Below are 19,914 nucleotides of genomic sequence, written 5' to 3'. Positions count from 1 at the left end.
TTTTGATTATGAACACCCATCAAATTACGGTTCCGGCTCAACCCTATCCTTTAACACTTGACCTAGCACACACGGCGCTGTTGGTGATCGATATGCAAAATGACTTTTGTACGCCGGGTGGATGGGCTGACTGTAAAGGGTTTGATGTAAGTCAGACTCAGAAGCCGATTAAGCCTCTGCAAACATTACTCCAGTTATTGCGGCAAACATCCGTGACGATTGTTCATACCCGCGAGGGCCATCGTCCGGATTTAAGTGACTGTCCACCCCATAAGCTGGCACGCTCAAAACGACAGAATGCGGAGATTGGTAGCGAGGGAGCCCTGGGGCAATTGCTAACCCGAGGTTCCAAAAGTCACGATTTTGTAGATGAGCTGCAGCCAGTGTCAGGAGAAATTGTTCTAGATAAGCCCGGAAAAGGAGCCTTTGTGGCGACGGATTTGGATTTAATTTTACGACAGCGAGAGATCCGAAAACTGTTACTCACGGGGGTAACAACAGAGTGCTGTGTGCATACCACACTGCGAACGGCCAATGATTTAGGCTATGAGTGTTTGCTATTAGAGGATTGCTGTGCGTCGTTGGTGCCAGAGTTTCATCGGACATCAGTGGAAATGGTCCAGATGATTTTTGGATGGGTAACAACGTCTAAACAACTATTGATAACGATAGAGCTAGGAATCAATTTATAAATGAAACTGAAACTATCGAATCAAAGTCAACGCCTAAAAATCGCTGTTGTCTAGCTGAGGCAGTACCAGACTGAATGTACTGCCCTTACCTAGGGTTGACTCAAGGATAATCTTGCCATTGTGGAGTTGGGCAATACGCTGGGCAAGATGTAGCCCCAATCCGCTACCGGAGCGCATGTGATTGCCCTGGCGAAACCATTCAAAAATCTGTTGCTGGTCCTCCTCTGAGATACCGGCCCCTGTGTCTTTCACATCCAGACTGACATTACCATCATTTAGAGACCGCAGCCGTAGCGCGACCAGACCTTGGTCTGTAAACTTGATGGCATTTCCTACCAAGTTTGTCACTAAGCGCCTTAGCTCCAGGTGATCCCCTTGTACACAGTAGCCATTACTGCGGTCCACAGTCTCCAACACTAGCTCAATACCCTTATCACCCGCTAGGGGAGACAATTCTTGGACAACAGCCTCACAGATAGAGACAAGGGAAACCTTAGAAAATGACAGGGATTTCTGACCAGCATCATGGCGATAAACTTCCAATAGCGTGTTAGCCATTTTTAACAGGTTGCTATTGTTCGTAACGATGTTAGCCAGGGCCGTTTGGGCATCTTCGTCAATTTTACCAAAGGTACCTTGCAAACATAGGTCCAGCACCCGATTAGCCGCCACTAGGGGAGTTCTTAGATCGTGGGTGAGGCGAGCTACAAAATCATCGCGCTGCTGCACCATGTAGCGATGGGCATCAATGCTGCGTTTTAGCCGCACCATAGAACGCACTCGGGCCAGTAGCTCGTCCACATCAAACGGTTTACGCAAAAAATCATCAGCCCCTGCGTCTAATCCTTTCACCAGACTAGACTGCTCATGGGCTGTCAGTAACAGTATGGGAATATAAGGCAGTTGCGAGTTTTCACGAACGCGTTTGGCCACATCATAGCCGCTCAGTCCGGGCATCATAATGTCCAGCAGAATTATGTCCGGTGGCGACTGCTCAATGGTCTGCAGGGCCTCCTCCCCATTTTCAGCGAGATGGACCTGGTAGCCATCAATATCATCTAAAAGAGTCTCTAATAAAAATAAATTATCAACCGCATCATCAACGGCCAGAATATTAACCACGGCAGAATGATTCATTAGTTTCGACGCACATTAGCAGTGCGCCTACCAATGTATCAGGCCCTATTGCCGTTGGTATCCAACTATAGGTAGATCAGTAAATTTCTGATTACTTTTCTAAAGATTCAAGCTATGAAAATTCGGGGAGCTATGGCGTAACAGAAGCTTTCTGAGCAACCTTTGCATGGCGAGGAATCTGGACATGAAAGTGACTGCCCTGGCCGACTGTACTCTCCACCGAAATACTGCCTTGCATCATTTCTAACAGCAAATGGGTAATGGATAGCCCCAGCCCTGTGCCCTGATGCTTACGGGAGATAGACTGATCGGCTTGGTGAAAGGCACTAAAAATATGGGGCAAACTTTCAGCAGCAATGCCAATACCGCTGTCGGACACGCTAATTTCAATGGTGTCAGGCGATATTTCCCGAGCGGTTACATAAACAAACCCCTGATCTGTAAATTTGATCGCATTGGAGAGCAAGTTTGTAATGATCTGACGTAGCCGGTGGGAGTCGTTAGAAATCTTGGGATCGGATAGATCTAAGTCTATTTTTAAGTCCAGCTGTTTTTGGTCTGCCAGGGACTGCAGCCCCTCGACGGTGGTGGAAATCAGCTCTACAAGATTGACGGGCTCAATGCGCAGATCTAGCCGCCCTGCTTCAATCTTAGAAAAATCAAGAATGTCGCTGATCAGTTCTAATAAATGCTGCCCGTTGGTTAAAACACGCCGCACCATATCCAGCTGTCGATCGCTGGCATTGCCCTTAAGCTGCCGCATGAGGATTTGCGAAAATCCAATGATGGCGTTGAGGGGGGTGCGCAACTCGTGGGACATGGTTGCTAAAAATTCAGACTTTAGCTGTGAAACCTCAATCAGCTGCAGGTTTTTTAACTGAATCTGTTCCCGCTGCTCAAGCAGCTCTTGGTTACGTTGTTTGAGTAGTTCGTTGGTGTCTCGCAGCTGCTGGTTAACTAGAGCCGTTTCACATTCAGCTTTGTAAATGCGCAGATTGCTCTGAATCATGCGAGCCAGGGGTTCGCTGGATAGCTTTGACTTTGACAAATAATCAGAAGCTCCAGCCTTCATTAGGCTAACAGCTGTTTCTTCATTGCCCTGGCCAGTGAGCGCAATCAGGGGAATCTTGATCCCGGCTTCTCGCAGGTTGTGAACTAAGGTAAGACCGTCGCAGTCAGGCAGCTGATAGTCTAAAAAAGCACAGTCAAAAGACTCAGTTTTAAGCCGTTCAATTCCCGACTTGGCCCGGTCGGATTCTTGCAGTTCAAAGGTTACGTCTGACCCTTGCAGCGCCCGGCGCAGCGCCATACGATCTACATCGTCATCGTCAATGACCAGTAGCTTTAGTGTTGCGTCAGTGGCGTTCATTTTAAGGAAACTCGCAGAGGGTCCAGTAGTGATTGAGGACAGTAATCACCTCAACAAACTTAGAAAAGGTCACTGGCTTGAGAATGTAACCTGCCACGTGGAGGTTGTAGGCTTCCACCCGATCCCGTTCTTGGTCAGATGTGGTGAGGACGATCACGGGGGTCTTGTGGAAATCAGGGTCCTGACGGAGCTGGGTTAGAAACTCAATGCCGTTCATCTTAGGCATATTGAGGTCCAGCAGGATTACACAGCGAGAGCCTTTCAGTGGACTACCAGGGGCACGCAATAGATCCAATGCTTCTAGACCATTACCAGCGACGTGCAATGGATTAGCTACTTTGCCTTTCTTAAACGCTCGCTGGACGGTCATTACATCCACAGCGTCGTCTTCTACTAGCAAAATATTGATTGACTTATCATCCATCACTTCGATTCACTGGTATGCAGCTTTTACTCTCAACTGTTAACAGAATAACGTTCCAATGCGGGCTATTCGTACTCCGATAGGGTGGATAACCCTGGGCGGATATCTATCTTTGGGTAGAAATTGCCCGCTGCTCTCTATACTTCCTTGATGTCCATTAAATTTACGGATAGTTTTGTTAGACAATTAGCAATCAGCTTTTTTGTGGCCAGGTAAATCGAAACGTACAGCCTTGACCCACCTGGGAATCAAGGGTGATGTTGCCCCCCTCGGCTTCCACCGTTTTTTTAACGATGGATAGGCCAATGCCTGTATTTTCTGTTTTATCTCGGGCTTCTAGTATCTGAAAGATGTTGAATATCTTTTGGTGAAAGGCGGGGTCAATGCCGGGGCCGTCGTCGGTAACGGAAAATTCATAGAGGCCATTTTCAAGCAGCTGACAGCGGATATCAATGTGGCCATCGGTACGGTCATGATGCTTAATGGCATTGCTCAGCAAATTGGCAAATACCTGGTTTAGGGCTGGACGGGCTGTGTTTAGCGTGGGTAGGTTGGGTGCGATCGCAATCGTAAACCCAGGCGGCGGATCCAATAAATCAACTAGGTTGCGCAGCAGCACATTTAAATCTACCGGCTCGGTAATCTGATCGCCCCGGCCCACACGCGAGTAGGCCAACAGACCATCGATCAGGTTTTCCATACGATGGACCCGGCCCTGGAGCAGCTCTAACTGCTGCTTATTCTCAGCGGGGAGCTGCCCGTCGAGATCTTCTTCTAGCCAGGTGGCCAGGTTAGCAATGGCCCGCAGCGGTGCTTTAAGGTCGTGGGAGGCCACATAGGCAAACTCATCCAATTCTTGATTTCGCTGTCCCAAACTAGCTGTCATCTGGGCCAAAATCAGATTGTTCCTAGCCAATTCATCTTTTTGGTGCTCCAGGATGTGCTCATTGGCTTTACGCTCGGTAATGTCTTCAATAAAGGCAATGAAATAGCCCTCACCATCATGAATAATAGACGCCGTTACACGGCACCATATGGGCTCCCCGCCTTTGCGCAGATAGCGCTTCTCCAACACAACAGTTTCTGACGTTCCTTTTAGCAGCGCCTGATAGTGCTCCATATCTTGAGCCGCATCATCGGGGTGAGTAATGGACTGAAAGTCGGTTTGGAGCAGTTCTGTCTTGGAATAGTTGAGGATCTCACAGAGCTTGTCATTGGCTTGAATCCATTGTCCATCTAAGGCTAATCGGGCAATCCCGACACCCGCTCGATCAAAAATCGTCTGTAGCTGCTGCTTTTGTGCAGCTAGCTGGCTTAGATATGGGCGAGGCTTCGTTTGGCCAGTACAATCGCGAGCCATACAGTACATCACATCCGCAGCTTGTGCTGCGCCAATGGTCCACTCTAGCTGCATCCAACTGCCATCAAAGCAGTGATATCGATTACGAAACACCACAGTCTGTCCAGTGCTGATGGCCTGGTCCATGGCTCCGGTACTCGCAGCTTGGTCATCCGGATGAATAAAGGCTATAAAAGGCTTTGATAACAGAACGGTTCTCTCCCATCCCAGGCACTGGTCAAACACAGGATTGACCCGTTTGATGTAACCATCTGTCCCAACAACAGCTAGTAGACTCGGGGACAACGAGAAAAAATGAGCCCAATCCCCCGATGAAATCTGTGATGACACGTCACTGTTCATAAATCAGGCGGAGGCGGAACGTCAAAGTCTCAATAAAATCGTAAACAGTCCAACCCAGTCAACTGATTGAGGGCAGCACTTTATTCATTGCTACTAAACTTAACAATAGGATAGGCCAGCCCCCTATGGCGGGTCGCCGCCGGGATCTATACCTTTAGATAGAGTCAGGCTTTACTGAGGTCATTCATCCGATAGATGTTTCACATCAGCTGGGCTGCCATGCTAAGGCAGACTGTAAGAGATAATCTTGACTGAGTTACAGGATTGGCCAAGAAAAGAAAGAGAGTTTAATTATCCTCGGGAGTTTCCCTAGCTAAGAGTTCATGAGCGACATCCGCATTGCACTGGTAGAAGACCACGACCTGACCCGTATGGGGCTGCGAGCTGCCCTAAAGCAGGCCGGTTTTGACTTTGTTGGTGAAGCTGCCAACGGTACAGATGGGTTAGCGCTATTGGAAACCCGGATGCCGGATGTTGCCCTGGTAGACATTGGCCTGCCCGATATGGACGGGATTGAGCTGATCAAGCGCTTTCGGGAAAATCAGCCCCAAGCGGCCACACGCATTCTCATGTTAACGATGCATGACAGTGAGAAAGCAGTGCTCGCGGCCTTTGCTGCCGGAGCCGATTCCTACTCCACTAAAGAGATTGAAACCGATGATCTAGTACATGCCGTCCGTGAAACCCACGAGGGCAATGCCTGGATTGATCCGGCCATCGCTAGCATTGTACTGCAGCAGATGAGGCAGCCTCTGGGGGCAGGGGTAGGGATAGAAGACCGCACCGTCGAAATTCGTGCCGTTGAGCCTGAGTATGAGCAAATTATTGAGACCTATCCCCTCACCGACCGCGAGTTGGAGATTTTAGAGCTGATTGTGTCCGGATGCAGCAACGCGCAGATTGCGGAAAAGCTGTTTATTACGGTGGGCACGGTTAAAACCCATGTGCGTAATATTTTGAATAAGCTGGGGGCCAATGACCGCACTCAGGCCGCCGTGCGGGCGCTGCGCTCCGGATTGATTAGTTAGGCCCACGCCAGAGGACTATGAAACTACGATCTGTGATTGCTCTGCTGCGGTCTACAATCCGTTCCTGGCAGCAGGATGATGCATCTCGGCTGGCGGCGGCACTGGCTTACTATACGACGTTTTCCTTGGCTCCGGTGCTGGTGATTGTGGTTGCGATCGCAGGAGCCGTCTTTGGTCAAGAAGCCGTCCAGGGTGAACTGGTCAATCAGCTCGCAGGGTTAATGGGACAGCAGAGCGCTGATATCATTCAGGCACTACTCGTCAATACCCAAACATCTTCTACAGGCGGGTTTTGGCCTACGGTTATTAGCATCGTGCTACTTGTGTTTGGGGCCACGGGTGTCTTTAGTCAGCTGCAGACATCCCTGAACCTGATTTGGAATGCCAAGCCAGCCAAGCAGGGACCCATGCAATTTATTCGCACCCGACTGCTATCCTTCGCCATGGTGGCCGTTATCGGGTTTTTGCTGTTGGTCTCGCTCATCTTGAGTGCCGGTCTGGCAGCCCTGGGCAATATTTTTGCGGCAGCCCAAATCTGGGCACCCCTATGGCAAGGAATCAACGCCATTCTCTCCTTTGGCGTGGTCACCTTGCTGTTTGGGCTCATTTACAAAGTTCTCCCCGACGTCAAAATAACCTGGCGTGATGTTAGCGTCGGTGCGGTCATAACGGCGCTGCTGTTTACCATTGGCAAGGTGCTCATTGGTCTATATCTTGGCAACAGTAGCGTTGGCTCCGCCTATGGTGCAGCTGGTTCCTTAGCCGTGGTGCTGATCTGGGTTTACTACTCAGCTCAAATTCTCTTCTTTGGGGCCGAATTTACCCAGGTATATGCTAATCGCTACGGGTCTAAAATTGTCGCGAGCAGAGCCCCCAGCACCGACTATGATGGCATACCTGGCCGGAGATGAATTTTTAACGGATTTACCACCGCTATTGGCAGGTCCAGCGTTACGTCGTACAGACCCCACAGGTGTGACCGTGTGGGTCGCCCTAAAGTTTGCCTGTACGGTGAAGTTACAGGTGCTGACCACTGAGCACAACGGCCAGCTGCTGGGCGCTCCGGTGTTGCAAGGTCAGCGAGAGACCGTGGCCATTGGTCAACATCTACACATTGCGGCTGTCACCGCCTGTCCTATGGCACAGCGAGAGCAGCTGGAAAAGCAACAACTGCACCATGGTGTCATCTATGCCTACGATCTGCAGTTTGTCACCGACAAGACCTATAGCTTGACCGAGGCTCTGCGTAGCAGCCGGGTCCCCACAGCCACCGTCAGTTACTTTGACCATCAGAAACCAACATTTTCCTTACCGCCTGCCCACATCGCCGATCTTAAAATTGTCCACGGGTCCTGTCGTAAACCCCACGGGGCTGGTTTTGACACCCTGCCGCTGTTGGACTGCCTGCTAGAAACAGCGGCCAGCCAGCCTAAAGAGCGCCCCCATCAGCTGTTTTTAACTGGCGATCAGGTCTACGGAGATGACGTGGCCGATCCGCTCCAGTGGGTGGCCACGGCTCTAGGGGATACCCTGCTGGGATGGGAAGAGTCTTTGCCCATTGACGGCCATACAACCCTAACGCCCAAGCAGCTGCCGGTGGGTAAACGGGCTCCCCTGGTCACCCATCAGGCTGGGCTGACCGCCGGACTCGACAATAAAGAAGAAAAAGTCACCAGCCATTTTCTCAGCTTTGGCGAATACTGCGCCCTGTATCTTTTAGAACGCTCCCCCGTGTGCTGGCCAGTGGATTTACCCCCAGGCAAAGAGATGACGACGGGGCACAAAGCCATGCGACGCTGGGACCAAGACCGACGCCACATGCAACAGTTTATGCATACCCTATGGAAGGTGCGCCGGGCGCTGGCTAATATTGCCACTTACACCATTTTTGATGACCATGACGTCAGTGATGATTGGAATCTCAATCAAGCCTGGTGTCTGCGAGTGTTGGGACGTCCCCTGGGCTATCGTGCGGTGCAAAACGCTCTCCTGAGCTATGCCATATGCCAAGCTTGGGGCAATACGCCCCGACAGTTTGAGGCCGATCGGTCCGGTGGCAAACTGTTGATGGCGGTCCAGCGCTGGTCTCGATCTGGGGGCAATGACCAAGAAGCGGAGAGTGCGATCGCAACTTACCTGGGTCTTCCCCCCATTAATACCCAAACCGGGCTGCCCGAATTTACCCAAGACGGAGATTGCTGGGTGCTAAAGCGGTCTCCAGCATCTCTCAGGTGGCACTACACCCTTCACAGCCCCTGCCACGAAGTCGTTGTGTTAGATACCCGTACCCGTCGCGGCTACCCGATCGAGGCCAAACCCATTGCACCGCCGATGCTGCTCTGTCCTAGCGCGTTTGACCAACAGCTTTCCCAGCCCCTCAAACAGCTGGCTAGGGCACGCCATCGCCAGCCGACTACTCTCAATCCAACCCCTTTACCCGTCACCTTTGTCGTCGCGTCCACCAACATTATCAGCATGAAAGTATTAGACTGGATTCAAGTCTGGCAGCTCAAAAATGGCAAAGTCTTCTCAGCCGATGTGGGTGACTCCTGGAACCTCAACAATCCAGCGTTAGCTACCTTGCTAACTAAGCTGTTCCAGCAGCGTCAGACTGTTCTAGTGTTATCAGGAGACATTCACTACAGCTCGGGGGTGCGTCTTTCCCATCAGGACATGGGTACGGGGCAGGAGTCGGTGCTAGTCCAGCTAGTTTCCAGCGCCATCAAAAATCAGGAGCTGCTAACGCAGATTCTCCACACCCGGCTAAAACAGTGGCTGCTGCCGGAGAAACCTCGTCAGTGGGTGGGCTGGTCTCAGCCGCCCCATATGCAAGAGATAAAACAGTCTTCCCGCAGGGATCTATCCAAATCTCTAGCCAAACCTCCCCAATGGCAGTGCCACACCCAGTGGCTACAGCGTCAGCGGACCCAGTCTGCTAACATCTCTCCCGATTTGTTTTGGCTAGTCCCCCCCCATCGCAGCTCACACCAGACTCTCATCCCCCAATGGTTAAAGTTCTGGCAGGCCCGCTGGTTTCAGTCAGGCCAAGAAGTGGTCGGGATGAACAATATCGCCCTAGTCCACTTTGATATGGAGCCTGGAGAGGAGCCTGGAGAGGTATCTGGACAATCAGCAAAGCCGCTTACTGTTCTACAGGATCACTACTGGTTCTCATCCCAGCTGCCTAGAGAAATTGTCCATAGCTGTTTTCAAACCACGTTATAGAAAAGGGAGCCTGCTATCGACATACTCTTTTCAAGCAAGCACCTATGCTGTCTGCTCTGTTACAAAGTCCCTGTACGCATCAATCAACTGCATGGTTACCGGTCCAAATGGCTCGAATGTCTGGCCATCAATTTGACTAATTGACTCGATTTCACAGGTGGTCCCAGTCAAAAAGACCTCCTGGGTCTGAGCTAGCTCTTCTGGCTGAATATGACGCTCTACTACGGATAGCCCCAACTGCTTTGCCAGTTTGATGATGGTTTGTCGGGTAATGCCATTAAGAAAACAATCAGGTATGGGCGTATGTACCGCCCCATCCATAATCAAAAACACATTTGATGCGGTGGACTCGGCGATGAGCCCGCGATAGTCCAGCATCAGGGCATCGTCAAAGCCTTGCTGCACGGCTTCATGCTTACTCATGGTGCAGATGGGATAGAGACAGGCCGCTTTACTGACGGTCGGTGCCGTTGTGGGATCGGGTTTACGCCAGGTAATCTGGCTGGTGAGCTTTAAGGGTTTCTTTGTTTCAATGCTAAACAGGGTGGTGGGAAAAGCCCAGGCAGCAATGCCTAGACGAGTGGAGGTGTCCGGGGCGTAGATGCGCAGCCGCTCGCTGCCGCGCCAGGCAAAATGACGAATGTAGCCGACATTGATGGTGTCTTTGGCGAGTAGGTCGTGGGTGGCGGCGATGATGTCATCTATAGGGTAGGAAATTTCAAAGCCCAAAATTTTGGCGGACTGGTACAGACGTTCGATATGTTCGGTTAGCAAAAAGGGTTTGCCGTTGTAGATGCGCACACCTTCAAAGACGCTGCTGGCATAGTGGAGGCCATGGGTGAGGGGATGGATGGTGGCGTCTTTCCAGATGACGGTTTTGCCGTCTAACCACAAATATCCTTCTTTTTGATCGAAGGGCAATAGGGACATGAGGGTGTTCTGTTAAGAGAGAAGCAGATGAAGGGGAGGGTTAAGTGAGTTTTTCTTGGTGAGGCTCTGCGTGTGCTTGAGTTGGAGAGTAGCTTAAGCGGTCGAGCCCTCATCCTAAATCCTTCTCCCCAGGGAGAAGGACTTTGAGACTAGCTCCCCTTCTCCCTGAGGGAGAAGGGGCTGGGGGATGAGGGCCAATCCGCACACAGAGCAATCCCATTTAATCCCGCAACAGTTCATTAATCGATGTCTTCGACCGAGTCTTATCATCCACGGTTTTGACAATTACATTGCAATACAGGCTAGGTCCAGGGGTGCCATCCGCCATGGGTTTACCGGGCAGTGCTCCCGGTACAACAACGGAGTAGGGAGGAATCTCGCCATAGGTAATTTTGCCCGTAGCCCGGTCGACAATCTTAGTGGACTGACTCAAGTACACGCCAATGGCCAGCACTGCCCCTTCTCTGACAATTACCCCTTCGGAGACTTCGCTTTGTCCGCCGACAAAGACATTGTCCTCAATGATGACGGGGTTAGCCTGGAGAGGTTCTAGAACACCACCAATGACTACACCAGCGGATAGGTGACAGTTTTTGCCGATTTGGGCACAGGAGCCGACGGTGACATAGCTGTCTACCATGGTGCCGCTATCAACATAGGCACCGATATTGACAAAGCTGGGCATGAGCACGACGTTGCTGGCGACATAGGAGCCGCGCCGGACGACGCAGTTGGGGACGGCTCGGAAGCTGGCCTGGGTGTAGTCAGCCTGGGTCCAGCCGGAAAATTTGGAGGGTACTTTGTCAAACCAGGGGGCATCTCCCATGTCGCCATACTTTAGACCGCTGGAAATAACGGTGGAGTCGTTGAGGCGGAAGGACATGAGGACGGCTTTTTTGAGCCACTGATTGACGACCCAGTCGCTGCCTGATTTTTCAGTGACGCGATACTCACCGCTGTCTAGACGGCTGATGACCTGTTCAATGGCATCACGGGTTTCGCCCGCTGTGCTGGAATTGATCGCACTGCGGTTTTCCCAGGCGGTGTCGATAATTTGGTTCAGGTTCTGTGTGTCCATGGAGGATGGGGCTGCTGTTTGCACTGGGAGGGTCAATTGAAAAACGTCAGTCTTAGAATGCTATCGCTAATGGGCGCGCGAGGGAATGGGATTAAGCTTTGTGATTAAAGGGGCAGGCTTTGCGGTCGGGGTGATGATTGGCCTGAAAGCATAGATATGCGATGAGCTTGCTAGGCGATGCGCGGCCAAACGGTTTTGCCATCGACCTCAGGCATTTCATCAGAAAACGATCGGCTTTGTGGTGAAGCATAGAATTGGTTGTGATGTTTTCTGAATGATATTTTGTGCCGCCCTCAGTGATGTCATCTGTTTAGAATCCTGAGACGATGCACAAATACTTTTAATGCGACGTTTTTGCAATTCCCTTTAGTCCATGTCCAGTGACCTTCCCACCCCCAGCCGAGGACAGCGTGCTCTTGCCGCTATTGTTGTTACCGATGCAGTGGGCTTTAGTGCCCGCATGTCGGTTGATGAGGAGAAAACCCTACAGCTGATTCACCGCGATCTGCAGCTGATGACCCAGCAGTGCCAGGAGTTTGAAGGACAGGTACTCAAGTCCACTGGCGATGGGCTGCTGATGTATTTTGTCAGTGCAGTCCAGGCGGTGAGCTGTGCGATCGCAATCCAAACCGCCCTCATCGCCAGTGCCAAAGAGACTGAAGATCCTGCATCCGATAGCCTATCCCATCGCATCGGCATCCACATGGGAGACGTCTTTTTTAACAATTCAGACGTCATGGGCAATAGCGTCAATATTGCCGCCCGGCTGCAGACTAAGGCCCAACCCGGCGGCATCTGCCTATCGCAAATCGTCTACGACCTGGTCAAGGTCCGGCTGACGCTAAATGCCGACTTTGCCGGTCCGCTAAAGCTAAAAAATATTCAAGAGCCTGTCTCGGTTTATCACATCAATATGGCGGCTGACGCCGAACCGATCTCTGAACCGGCCTCTCAATCGGCCTCTCAAACGACCTCAGCGACCGACCCCGAGCAGACCAAGCATTGGAATAGCAGCACCGCGTCTGGGCCGACCAAAGCCACGGCTGTATTGACCGCCGGGGTTAAAGTCGGTGGCCGCTACACCATCAAGCGCATGCTGGGCCAGGGGGGCTTTGGCTACTCTTACCTGGCAGAAGACACCCAGCGCTTTGGCGAACTCTGCGTGCTCAAAGAACTGCGTCCGGTACAAAAACAGGGCAAATTCCTTGAAAAAGCCATCGAGCTATTTAAGCGAGAAGCTAAAACTCTACACAGCATTGACCATCCGCAAATTCCCAAATTTATGGCCTGCTTTACCCAGGCCAAACGGCTGTTTATTGTCCAAGAATATATCGACGGGGTCACCTATCTAAAGCTGCTTCAGCATCGTAAAAAGCAGTCCAAGCTGTTTACCGAAGCCGAGGTTATCTTTTGGCTGGCCCACATGCTGCGGGTGCTGAACTACTTGCACAGCCTCAATATTATGCATCGGGATATTTCGCCTGAGAATGTCATGTATTCTCGCGATCGCAACCTGCCCATGCTGATCGATTTTGGTCTGGTCAATAACACCATGTCCGATGCCCTATCCAACACCGTCACCCAGGCCGAAAACCTAAAAAACTCGGTCACCGCCGTGGGCAAATTTGGCTATTCTCCGCCGGAGCAAATGTATGGCAAGTGCACCCCGTCTAGCGACCTGTATGCTTTGGGGGTGACGGCTCTGGTCCTGTTGACCGGTCAGCATCCTCGCCAGCTGATGGATGCCCACAGCCTAGAGCTAACCTGGCAGCAGTATGTGCGTCTGAGTCCGGCCCTGGGGGACATTTTGACCACCATGACCCGACAGCAGCCCCAGGAACGATTTCAGTCGGCGCAGGCAGTATTTGAACAGCTAAAACCGCTACTGCCCGCCGACAGTCGCCAGCTGCTGGACCAGGTGCCGCCAATGGCGGAGGCTGTAGCGCTGCCCACCCAGAGTCTGTCTAAACCGGACCCATCCTTTATTGCCCAGTGCCGTGACGAACTGGTGCGCTGTATTGGCCCCATGGCCGACATGGTGATCGAGGAAACCCTCGAAGACAACCCCAGTGCCACACCGCAGGAAATCGCTGAAATCCTGGCAGGACAAATAACCGATGCCGACCAGGCCACCGCCTTTTTGAGCCACATCTGTATCCCCAGTGAGACACTGGCCAATAGCACAACGATGCCAGAGCTTAGCACCGAGGTGCAAAAGCGGCAGCTCAGCCCTGAGTTTATTACCCAATGCCGCCAAATCCTGGCCCAGTGTATCGGCCCCATGGCCAGTATGATTGTGGAAGATACCCTGGCGGATTATCCCCACCTAAATCCGCCCGCTTTTGTAGAGCGACTGGCAAAAGAGATTCCCAATGGCCCAAAGGCTCAGGAGTTTCGGCAGAAACTGCGCAGTGCGATTCGGATCAAGTCAAAGTAATCGAGCCTATCTCCTAAAGTCAGAAAATACCGCAGTAGTCAGGGGCCAGGGAGCAGACATTATGAGCCAGCACCAGAACTGCCCTTGCGTTTGCGGCGATGGCGCTCTAGCCGCTGCATGGCCATTTGCAAGCTGAGCCGCATGCGGTTAAAGGAATCGGTGAGTTTGCCGACCTCATCATCGGACCATTTGACAAATTCGGCTTGGGTATCGCCCGTGCTGACGGCTTCTGCAGTGGCCGCCATGCGGTTGATGGGGCGGACGACGTAGCGCTTGAGCCAGAGGTTAACCAGGAGGATTGCGATCGCAAACACCCCCGAAAACACCCCTAAAGTAATCCACAACGACCGATTCGCCTTCTGAAACACCCTCGCTGCCGGCACCGAAATAATCTGTGTACCGACAATTTCATTCAGCTCCCAACCAAAGCCACCCTGGTCACCGTAGAGAGCAACCATACTTTTAGGTGCCCGTTCTACGGTGCTGTGACACGTCAGACAAGCCTCCTGCTTGATTTGAATCGGTCGGGCAATGTAGTAGAGTTTGCCATCCGGTGAATCTCTAAACCCTTCCAAGTCTGGCCGACTGTTAGGCTGCTTAAACTGACTCACCAGTGACGCTTCAAACTGATCGGCTTTATCCTTAGGCACGGTCGGATTTAGAACAGCTTCTTTATAAAAGAAATCCTTGTAGTCTGAGTTGGACTGTAGCGTACTAAAGACAGTATGGGCCGAGTAACTAGGCACCGTCTCCGGCAAAAAATTAGCTTCACTTCGTTCTGATAACTCTGGTCTGACCTCATCCACCGTGTACTGACGCACAGAGTTCATCGTCTCCATTAGCATCAGGGCTTTACTGGTCAGCTCTGCCTGGGCTGTGTAGTTGAGCAATTTTGACAAAGCTATGCCGCTCATGAGGATACCCGCCAGAAAAACCCCCAGCAGCATCAGGGTAAACTTTTGTCCGAGATTGAGTTTTGACAGCTTCAACATAGCTCCGGGTGATTGGGCAAAGATACGTCTACCTAAGGTATCCATTCAGCCCAAGTTCATGCAGTCAGTAACTCAATCGGCAATATTTCCATACAAATAGTTGAAAATTGCTGCTGCTAAAATAATTAAGACCTAAAGCATAATTCAGGTCTTTGCTTAATCTAGTTAGGGAAAGACTTATAAATTTCTCGTCGATGCAGACATCGAATAAAAACAAACGTGTTGGTTCTGCATTTGTAAATAAAAGATATCTATAGATCCAATCAAAATCCTTATCCACCAAGAGAGGGTCCAGAAAGTATCTGTATCTCTATTTACAGATGATCAAATCTCTCCCGGATTAAATGGAGCAAATTGATCGGAGTAGCGCTCGCCATGAAGCCTCATAATCCTTGGCTCAGAAGATTTCCTCTCTCTTGTGCCCTAACGTTTTCTGCAGTCTTTATCGCATCCTGTTCAGGCACTCCTAGTGGTGAAAGTGCTGATGGTTCAACCAATACCGCCAGTACTGGCAATGGAGAGGTGATCCGTATTTCTATTGGTACCCAAGACCAGGTGATCAATACAGCTGTTGGCGGTGCTACCGTGCGAGAACTGGGGCTATTAGAAAAACATCTGCCAACAACAGGTAAGTATGAAAATGTAGAATACGATATTCAATGGTCCAGCTACACGTCAGGACCACCCATCACCAACAAAATGCTTGCCGACCAGATTGACATTGGCCTCATGGGTGATTTTCCAGCTGTTATCAATCTGATTAAATTCCAAGAAGAGGTCGAGGGTGTCACCTCCACATTCATTGGCACCCTGGCCTACAGCCCCAACGGAGCAGGTAATGCGGTCGTTGTTCCCAAAGATAGCGATGTCACTTCCCTAGCGGATCTAAAAGGCGGCTCTGTGTCCGTCCCCTTTGGCTCTGCAGCTCACGGCATGGTCTTAAAAGCATTGAGCGATGCCGGCATTGACCCAGAGTCAGACGTCAAACTGATTAGCCAAGCACCAGAGGTGGGCGGCACCAGCCTACGTACGGGCCAAATTGACGCCCACGCTGACTTTGTCCCCTTTGGAGAACTGTTTCCCTTCCGAGGATTCGCCAAGAAGATTTTTGATGGTGCACAAACAGGCGTTCCCACCCTGCACGGCATTGTTGTTCGGTCTGACTTCGCTGAAGAGCATCCCGAAATCGTTCAAGCCTATCTCCAGGCAATGTTGGAAGCCAACCAAACATTCCAAGAGAAACCTGAAGAGATCTCTGCCCAAATCGAAGAATGGTCAGGGATTGAAAAAGAAGTCGTTTATATGTTCCTGGGGCCGTCTGGTCTACAGCCTATAAACCCCAGCATTGGTGAAGTCCAGTTAGAAGCGCTCAAGAACAGTATCGCCACATTAATCAGCCTGGGCAAAATTGAATCCCCGGTTAACCCAGATGATGTTACCCAGTGGGTCGATGAAAGCTTTTTGAAAACAGCCATGGACAACATGGGTTTAAACTATGATGAAGTGATCGAAACAGGCGAAAGCTACGTCATTACTGGAAATGACGCCCTCACCAACGAACCCATTGAAGAGCCCAAAATGGCGGCCCAGCTATGGATTCAAGAAGAGCCCACAGTGACTAACTTTGCCACTATTCCCAACATGATCAAAAAGCTCAACGAGCTACAGGCTGACGGCAAAGCCTCTGATGTGATCTTTGTCCACGATCGCAACAAAGGCTGGAAGCTGTTTGCGGAAAACTCTCACTATGTCAAAAATGGAGATGAAGTATCGGCCTTTCTGCTAGAAGCCGACGCCCAAGCGTTTGCCTCTGAGTCCGGTGGCCAGGTAACCACATTTAAGAGCCTGCTGCAAACCTACGCTAGTGGACCTCAGCCATCTCGCATTAGCCGGTTAACTATGGAGGATTTGAAGAAGACACTGCTAGATGCTGTACCGGTGGCAGGTTAGGAATACGCGCTCTCAACAATTCCTTTAATAGTTCTCTCCTATGGCCAGCACCCTACCTCAATCTCGCGTTCGGGCTAGCAGTTCTAGCCCGATGGCAAGTCTGTATCAAACCCTGCAGGTTATCTTGTCAGGCCGCTCTATTAGGCGGTTTATTGCCCTAGGCCTCTTTTTCGGCATCTGGCAAATCCTGTGCATGATTGGCTTTAAGTTCTTTATTAACTTTCAGCTGATCCCCTCTCCATGGGAAGTGGCCAAGGCCACTGTTGATTTCTTTACCAGTGACCCCTGGGTGCATATCCGCTCTAGCATGGTACGGGTATTAGTAGGGTTTGCTGTAGCCTCTGTTTTGGCGGTCGTCTTAGGGATTATTATTGGCTGGTTTCAAATTGCTGAAGATCTTTTAATGCCATCATTAGAACTCCTTAGACCCATACCGGCTGTCGCCTGGATTCCGCTCGCCATCTTAATGTTTCCCAACGCCGAGACAGGGATGATTTATATCACCTTTATCGGCGCATTCTTTCCTGTTTTAATCAGTACGATTCGAGCCGTTGAAAATATTCTTCACGATATTGTCCTGATCCGAGTAGGACAATGCCTGGGGGCAAATCAATGGCATGTTTTCAAGGATATTGTCATCCCAGGTGCCCTACCTGGGATTGCCAGCGGGTTGACCATTGGCATGGGTAACGCCTGGTTTTGCTTGGTGACTGCTGAGATTTTGGCTGGTCGGTACGGGGTAGGCTACATTACCTGGGAGTCCTATGTCACATCTAACTATCCCCCCATTGTGATGGGGATGTTGCTGATTGGGTTGATGGGTGCCCTGAGTTCTTGGGCTGTTGGGCGTAGCACAGCGGCTTTGATGCCCTGGCGTGTAATCAAAAAACAGGATGCATAAACCAGAACAGAATGCATAAACCAGCAGGATTGTCCACCATGACACAAGAGGCTCTAGCAGCAGCGACAACATCTGAGGCCAAAGGCTCGGTCAATGTGGAAGGCATTTCGATGATCTTTAGTCGAAAAGGTCATTCCACCCAGGTATTAGAATCGGTCAATTTACAAATTAAACCGGGGGAACTTGTATGTCTTTTAGGTCCTTCAGGCTGTGGTAAATCCACACTTCTGAATATCATTGCTGGTTTTATCAAACCCACGGCAGGCTACGTCATGGTCGATCAGCATCAGGTTAAAAAGCCAGGGGCCGATCGAGGATTTGTCTTTCAGCAGTATTCGTTACTCCCCTGGAAAACAACTTATCAAAATGTTGAGTTTGGTCTAAAGATTAAAGGCATTCCCAAATCAGAACGAGAGGATATGGTGGGGGAATACCTGAATCTGGTGGGGCTGGGCAAATATCGCAATGCTTACCCCAGTCAGCTCTCGGGCGGAATGCAGCAGCGGGCCAGCATTGTTCGGGCCTTGGTTAATTCACCCTCAGTATTGCTGATGGATGAGCCCTTTGCAGCCTTAGATGCCCAAACCCGGCACATGATGCAGGAGTTATTGCTCAATATCTGGGAGACATTAAAAACTACGGTTATTTTTGTGACCCACGACATTGAAGAGGCGGTTTTTTTGGGCGATCGCATTTTTGTGATGGGGGTGCAGCCAGGTCGAATAAAAGCAGAGATAGATATTCCTTTGGATAGACCGCGCCATGTTGACGATATGTTGAGTCCAGAATTTACACAGCTTAATCGCCAAGTATTTGAACTCATTAGAGAAGAAACCCTTAAGGGTATGGAGAATCTCTAGGAATATAGTCTGTAGGGATGACGTCTGACTTTCAGATAAAAAAAGGTTCCGCAGAGGGTGCATTGCCATATTCCAAGAATCTGTTTTATGCGTAGCCCCAGCCATGGGGCCTACTGTCGCAATAGGATAATTCAAAACAAAAATAAGTCTATTTTTTATGTAATGGATCCACAAAGCTTAAACGGAGATATTCCCAGTGGAAACCTACTGAAATTTTTATTTGGTTCAGCACGTTGGCTCAATAGGCTGCATGGCATATTTTTTGTTAGCCTATTTAGCTTAGCGTCGTATCATATATCTTCCTTTGAGATTATGAAGAGCCTTAGAATAAGTCCAGTTATGGTTGGACTCATTCTAGGCGCTCTTTATGCTAACAGTTTTGGGAAAGATTTACCCTCGGAATGGATACCTGGGATTGTATGCTGCAAAAATGAAATTCTGAATATAGCAATTATATTTTATGGCTTTAAATTGACTGTTCAAGACTTATTTCAGGTAGGTTTAGGTGGATTTTTAGCATCTTTATTTATTGTCACTAGTACATTTTTTATCGCTTTTTTCTTCGGTAGATACTGTTTTAAGTTAGATTATGAACTATCGCTTTTAATCGCAGCTGGAAGCTCTATTTGCGGCTCAGCCGCAATATTAGCGACAAGTTCAATTTTGAAGAGTAAATCCTATAAAAATACTATTGCTGTGGCGATTACATTTGTATTTGGCACTGCAGGAATGTTTCTTTTTCCTTTGTTTTATAGGCTGGGGTGGTTGCCAATAAATGAGCACATATTCGGAATTTTTCTGGGTGCCGCACTTCCCTCCGTCGGAAATGTGGCAGCAGCAGGGTCTGCTATTTCTGAGGTCGTAACACAAAATGCCATCATCATAAAAATGATCCGGGTGATGCTGCTGGTTCCTTTTTTGCTGCTTCTGGGACTATTGACCTCGAAGAAGTCTATGGGTGGAGACTATGACACTCCACTAAATGTTCAACGAAAAAGTAAAGTTGTTATTCCTTGGTTTGCCATCCTTTTTATAGTCATGATTGGGATGAATTCATGGTTTCGCCCCCCCCTTGGAGTTGTTAACTTTATCAACCATGCCGATAAATTTTGTTTAACCATGGCTATGACAGCCTTAGGGATTGAAACAAGCGCCAACAAAATTCAGGGGATAGGCCTGAATCTAATAT

At 50.1% G+C, this 19,914-nt stretch carries 16 protein-coding genes; 9 read left to right on the top strand and 7 right to left on the bottom strand.

Translation table 11 applies throughout. The annotated features are described in order from the left end of the window. The first annotated feature begins 8 nt into the window (after positions 1-8). The gene (locus IQ260_RS01240; RefSeq protein ID WP_193990075.1) at positions 9-692 is read left to right on the top strand and encodes a cysteine hydrolase family protein; all 684 of its coding nucleotides are present in this window, start codon (positions 9-11) and stop codon (positions 690-692) included. Positions 693-725: 33 nt separating this feature from the next. On the opposite strand, the gene IQ260_RS01235 is transcribed toward IQ260_RS01240, so the two are convergent. From IQ260_RS01235 to IQ260_RS01220, 4 genes are all read right to left on the bottom strand, one after another. Continuing rightward, positions 726-1,829: a sensor histidine kinase gene (locus IQ260_RS01235; protein WP_193990073.1), complete on the bottom strand. Its 1,104-nt coding sequence runs from the start codon at positions 1,827-1,829 to the stop codon at positions 726-728. 130 nt (positions 1,830-1,959) lie between these two features. Then, on the bottom strand, positions 1,960-3,198 hold the full coding sequence (locus IQ260_RS01230; RefSeq protein ID WP_193990071.1) for an ATP-binding response regulator: 1,239 nt from the start codon (positions 3,196-3,198) through the stop codon (positions 1,960-1,962). Between the two features lies 1 nt (position 3,199). Beyond that, the gene (locus tag IQ260_RS01225) at positions 3,200-3,622 is read right to left on the bottom strand and encodes a response regulator (protein ID WP_193990069.1); all 423 of its coding nucleotides are present in this window, start codon (positions 3,620-3,622) and stop codon (positions 3,200-3,202) included. Positions 3,623-3,815: 193 nt separating this feature from the next. After that, positions 3,816-5,324 carry a PAS domain-containing sensor histidine kinase gene (locus tag IQ260_RS01220; protein WP_193990067.1) on the bottom strand — a complete coding sequence of 503 codons (1,509 nt, stop codon included), beginning with the start codon at positions 5,322-5,324 and terminating at the stop codon, positions 3,816-3,818. A 323-nt stretch (positions 5,325-5,647) separates the two neighbouring features. Between IQ260_RS01220 and IQ260_RS01215 the strand changes: the two genes are divergently transcribed. The 3 genes from IQ260_RS01215 to IQ260_RS01205 are packed head-to-tail and all read left to right on the top strand — an operon-like array spanning position 5,648 to position 9,577. Further along, positions 5,648-6,352, top strand: coding sequence for a response regulator (locus tag IQ260_RS01215; protein ID WP_193990065.1), 705 nt, complete (start codon positions 5,648-5,650; stop codon positions 6,350-6,352). Positions 6,353-6,369: 17 nt separating this feature from the next. Next, on the top strand, positions 6,370-7,263 hold the full coding sequence (locus tag IQ260_RS01210; RefSeq protein ID WP_193990063.1) for a YihY/virulence factor BrkB family protein: 894 nt from the start codon (positions 6,370-6,372) through the stop codon (positions 7,261-7,263). Next, positions 7,238-9,577 carry an alkaline phosphatase D family protein gene (locus IQ260_RS01205; protein WP_228015343.1) on the top strand — a complete coding sequence of 780 codons (2,340 nt, stop codon included), beginning with the start codon at positions 7,238-7,240 and terminating at the stop codon, positions 9,575-9,577. Before IQ260_RS01210 ends, IQ260_RS01205 begins: the two co-directional genes overlap by 26 nt. A gap of 42 nt (positions 9,578-9,619) precedes the next feature. Here the strand turns inward: IQ260_RS01205 and ilvE are convergent, their stop codons facing one another. Together ilvE and dapD are read right to left on the bottom strand one after the other, a co-directional pair. Next, positions 9,620-10,507, bottom strand: coding sequence for a branched-chain-amino-acid transaminase (gene ilvE, locus IQ260_RS01200; RefSeq protein ID WP_193990061.1), 888 nt, complete (start codon positions 10,505-10,507; stop codon positions 9,620-9,622). Between the two features lie 220 nt (positions 10,508-10,727). Beyond that, positions 10,728-11,585 (bottom strand): 2,3,4,5-tetrahydropyridine-2,6-dicarboxylate N-succinyltransferase, encoded by an 858-nt coding sequence (gene dapD, locus IQ260_RS01195; RefSeq protein ID WP_193990059.1) that lies wholly within the window; start codon positions 11,583-11,585, stop codon positions 10,728-10,730. A gap of 373 nt (positions 11,586-11,958) precedes the next feature. On the opposite strand from dapD, the gene IQ260_RS01190 reads away from it, so the two are divergent. Then, positions 11,959-14,022, top strand: a complete 2,064-nt coding sequence (locus IQ260_RS01190) for a protein kinase domain-containing protein (protein ID WP_193990058.1) — start codon at positions 11,959-11,961, stop codon at positions 14,020-14,022. Between the two features lie 59 nt (positions 14,023-14,081). Here the strand turns inward: IQ260_RS01190 and IQ260_RS01185 are convergent, their stop codons facing one another. After that, positions 14,082-15,014, bottom strand: coding sequence for a c-type heme family protein (locus IQ260_RS01185; protein ID WP_193990057.1), 933 nt, complete (start codon positions 15,012-15,014; stop codon positions 14,082-14,084). A 375-nt stretch (positions 15,015-15,389) separates the two neighbouring features. Here IQ260_RS01185 and IQ260_RS01180 point away from each other — a divergent pair, with 375 nt between their 5' ends. From IQ260_RS01180 to IQ260_RS01165, 4 genes are all read left to right on the top strand, one after another. Next, positions 15,390-16,964, top strand: coding sequence for an ABC transporter substrate-binding protein (locus IQ260_RS01180; protein ID WP_193990056.1), 1,575 nt, complete (start codon positions 15,390-15,392; stop codon positions 16,962-16,964). A 40-nt stretch (positions 16,965-17,004) separates the two neighbouring features. Beyond that, positions 17,005-17,865 (top strand): ABC transporter permease, encoded by an 861-nt coding sequence (locus IQ260_RS01175; protein ID WP_193990055.1) that lies wholly within the window; start codon positions 17,005-17,007, stop codon positions 17,863-17,865. A gap of 38 nt (positions 17,866-17,903) precedes the next feature. Beyond that, complete coding sequence (locus tag IQ260_RS01170; protein WP_193990054.1) at positions 17,904-18,725, top strand: ABC transporter ATP-binding protein; 822 nt, start codon at positions 17,904-17,906, stop codon at positions 18,723-18,725. A gap of 87 nt (positions 18,726-18,812) precedes the next feature. Next, positions 18,813-19,914 (top strand): YeiH family protein (locus IQ260_RS01165; protein WP_322744869.1); only part of this gene is annotated, 1,102 nt, incomplete at its 3' end.

This window comes from Leptolyngbya cf. ectocarpi LEGE 11479, from assembly GCF_015207065.1.
GTDB lineage: Bacteria > Cyanobacteriota > Cyanobacteriia > Phormidesmidales > Phormidesmidaceae > Leptothoe > Leptothoe ectocarpi.
The sequence above is the reverse complement of the archived record's forward strand: the minus strand, read 5'-3'. Positions and strand labels throughout refer to the sequence as shown.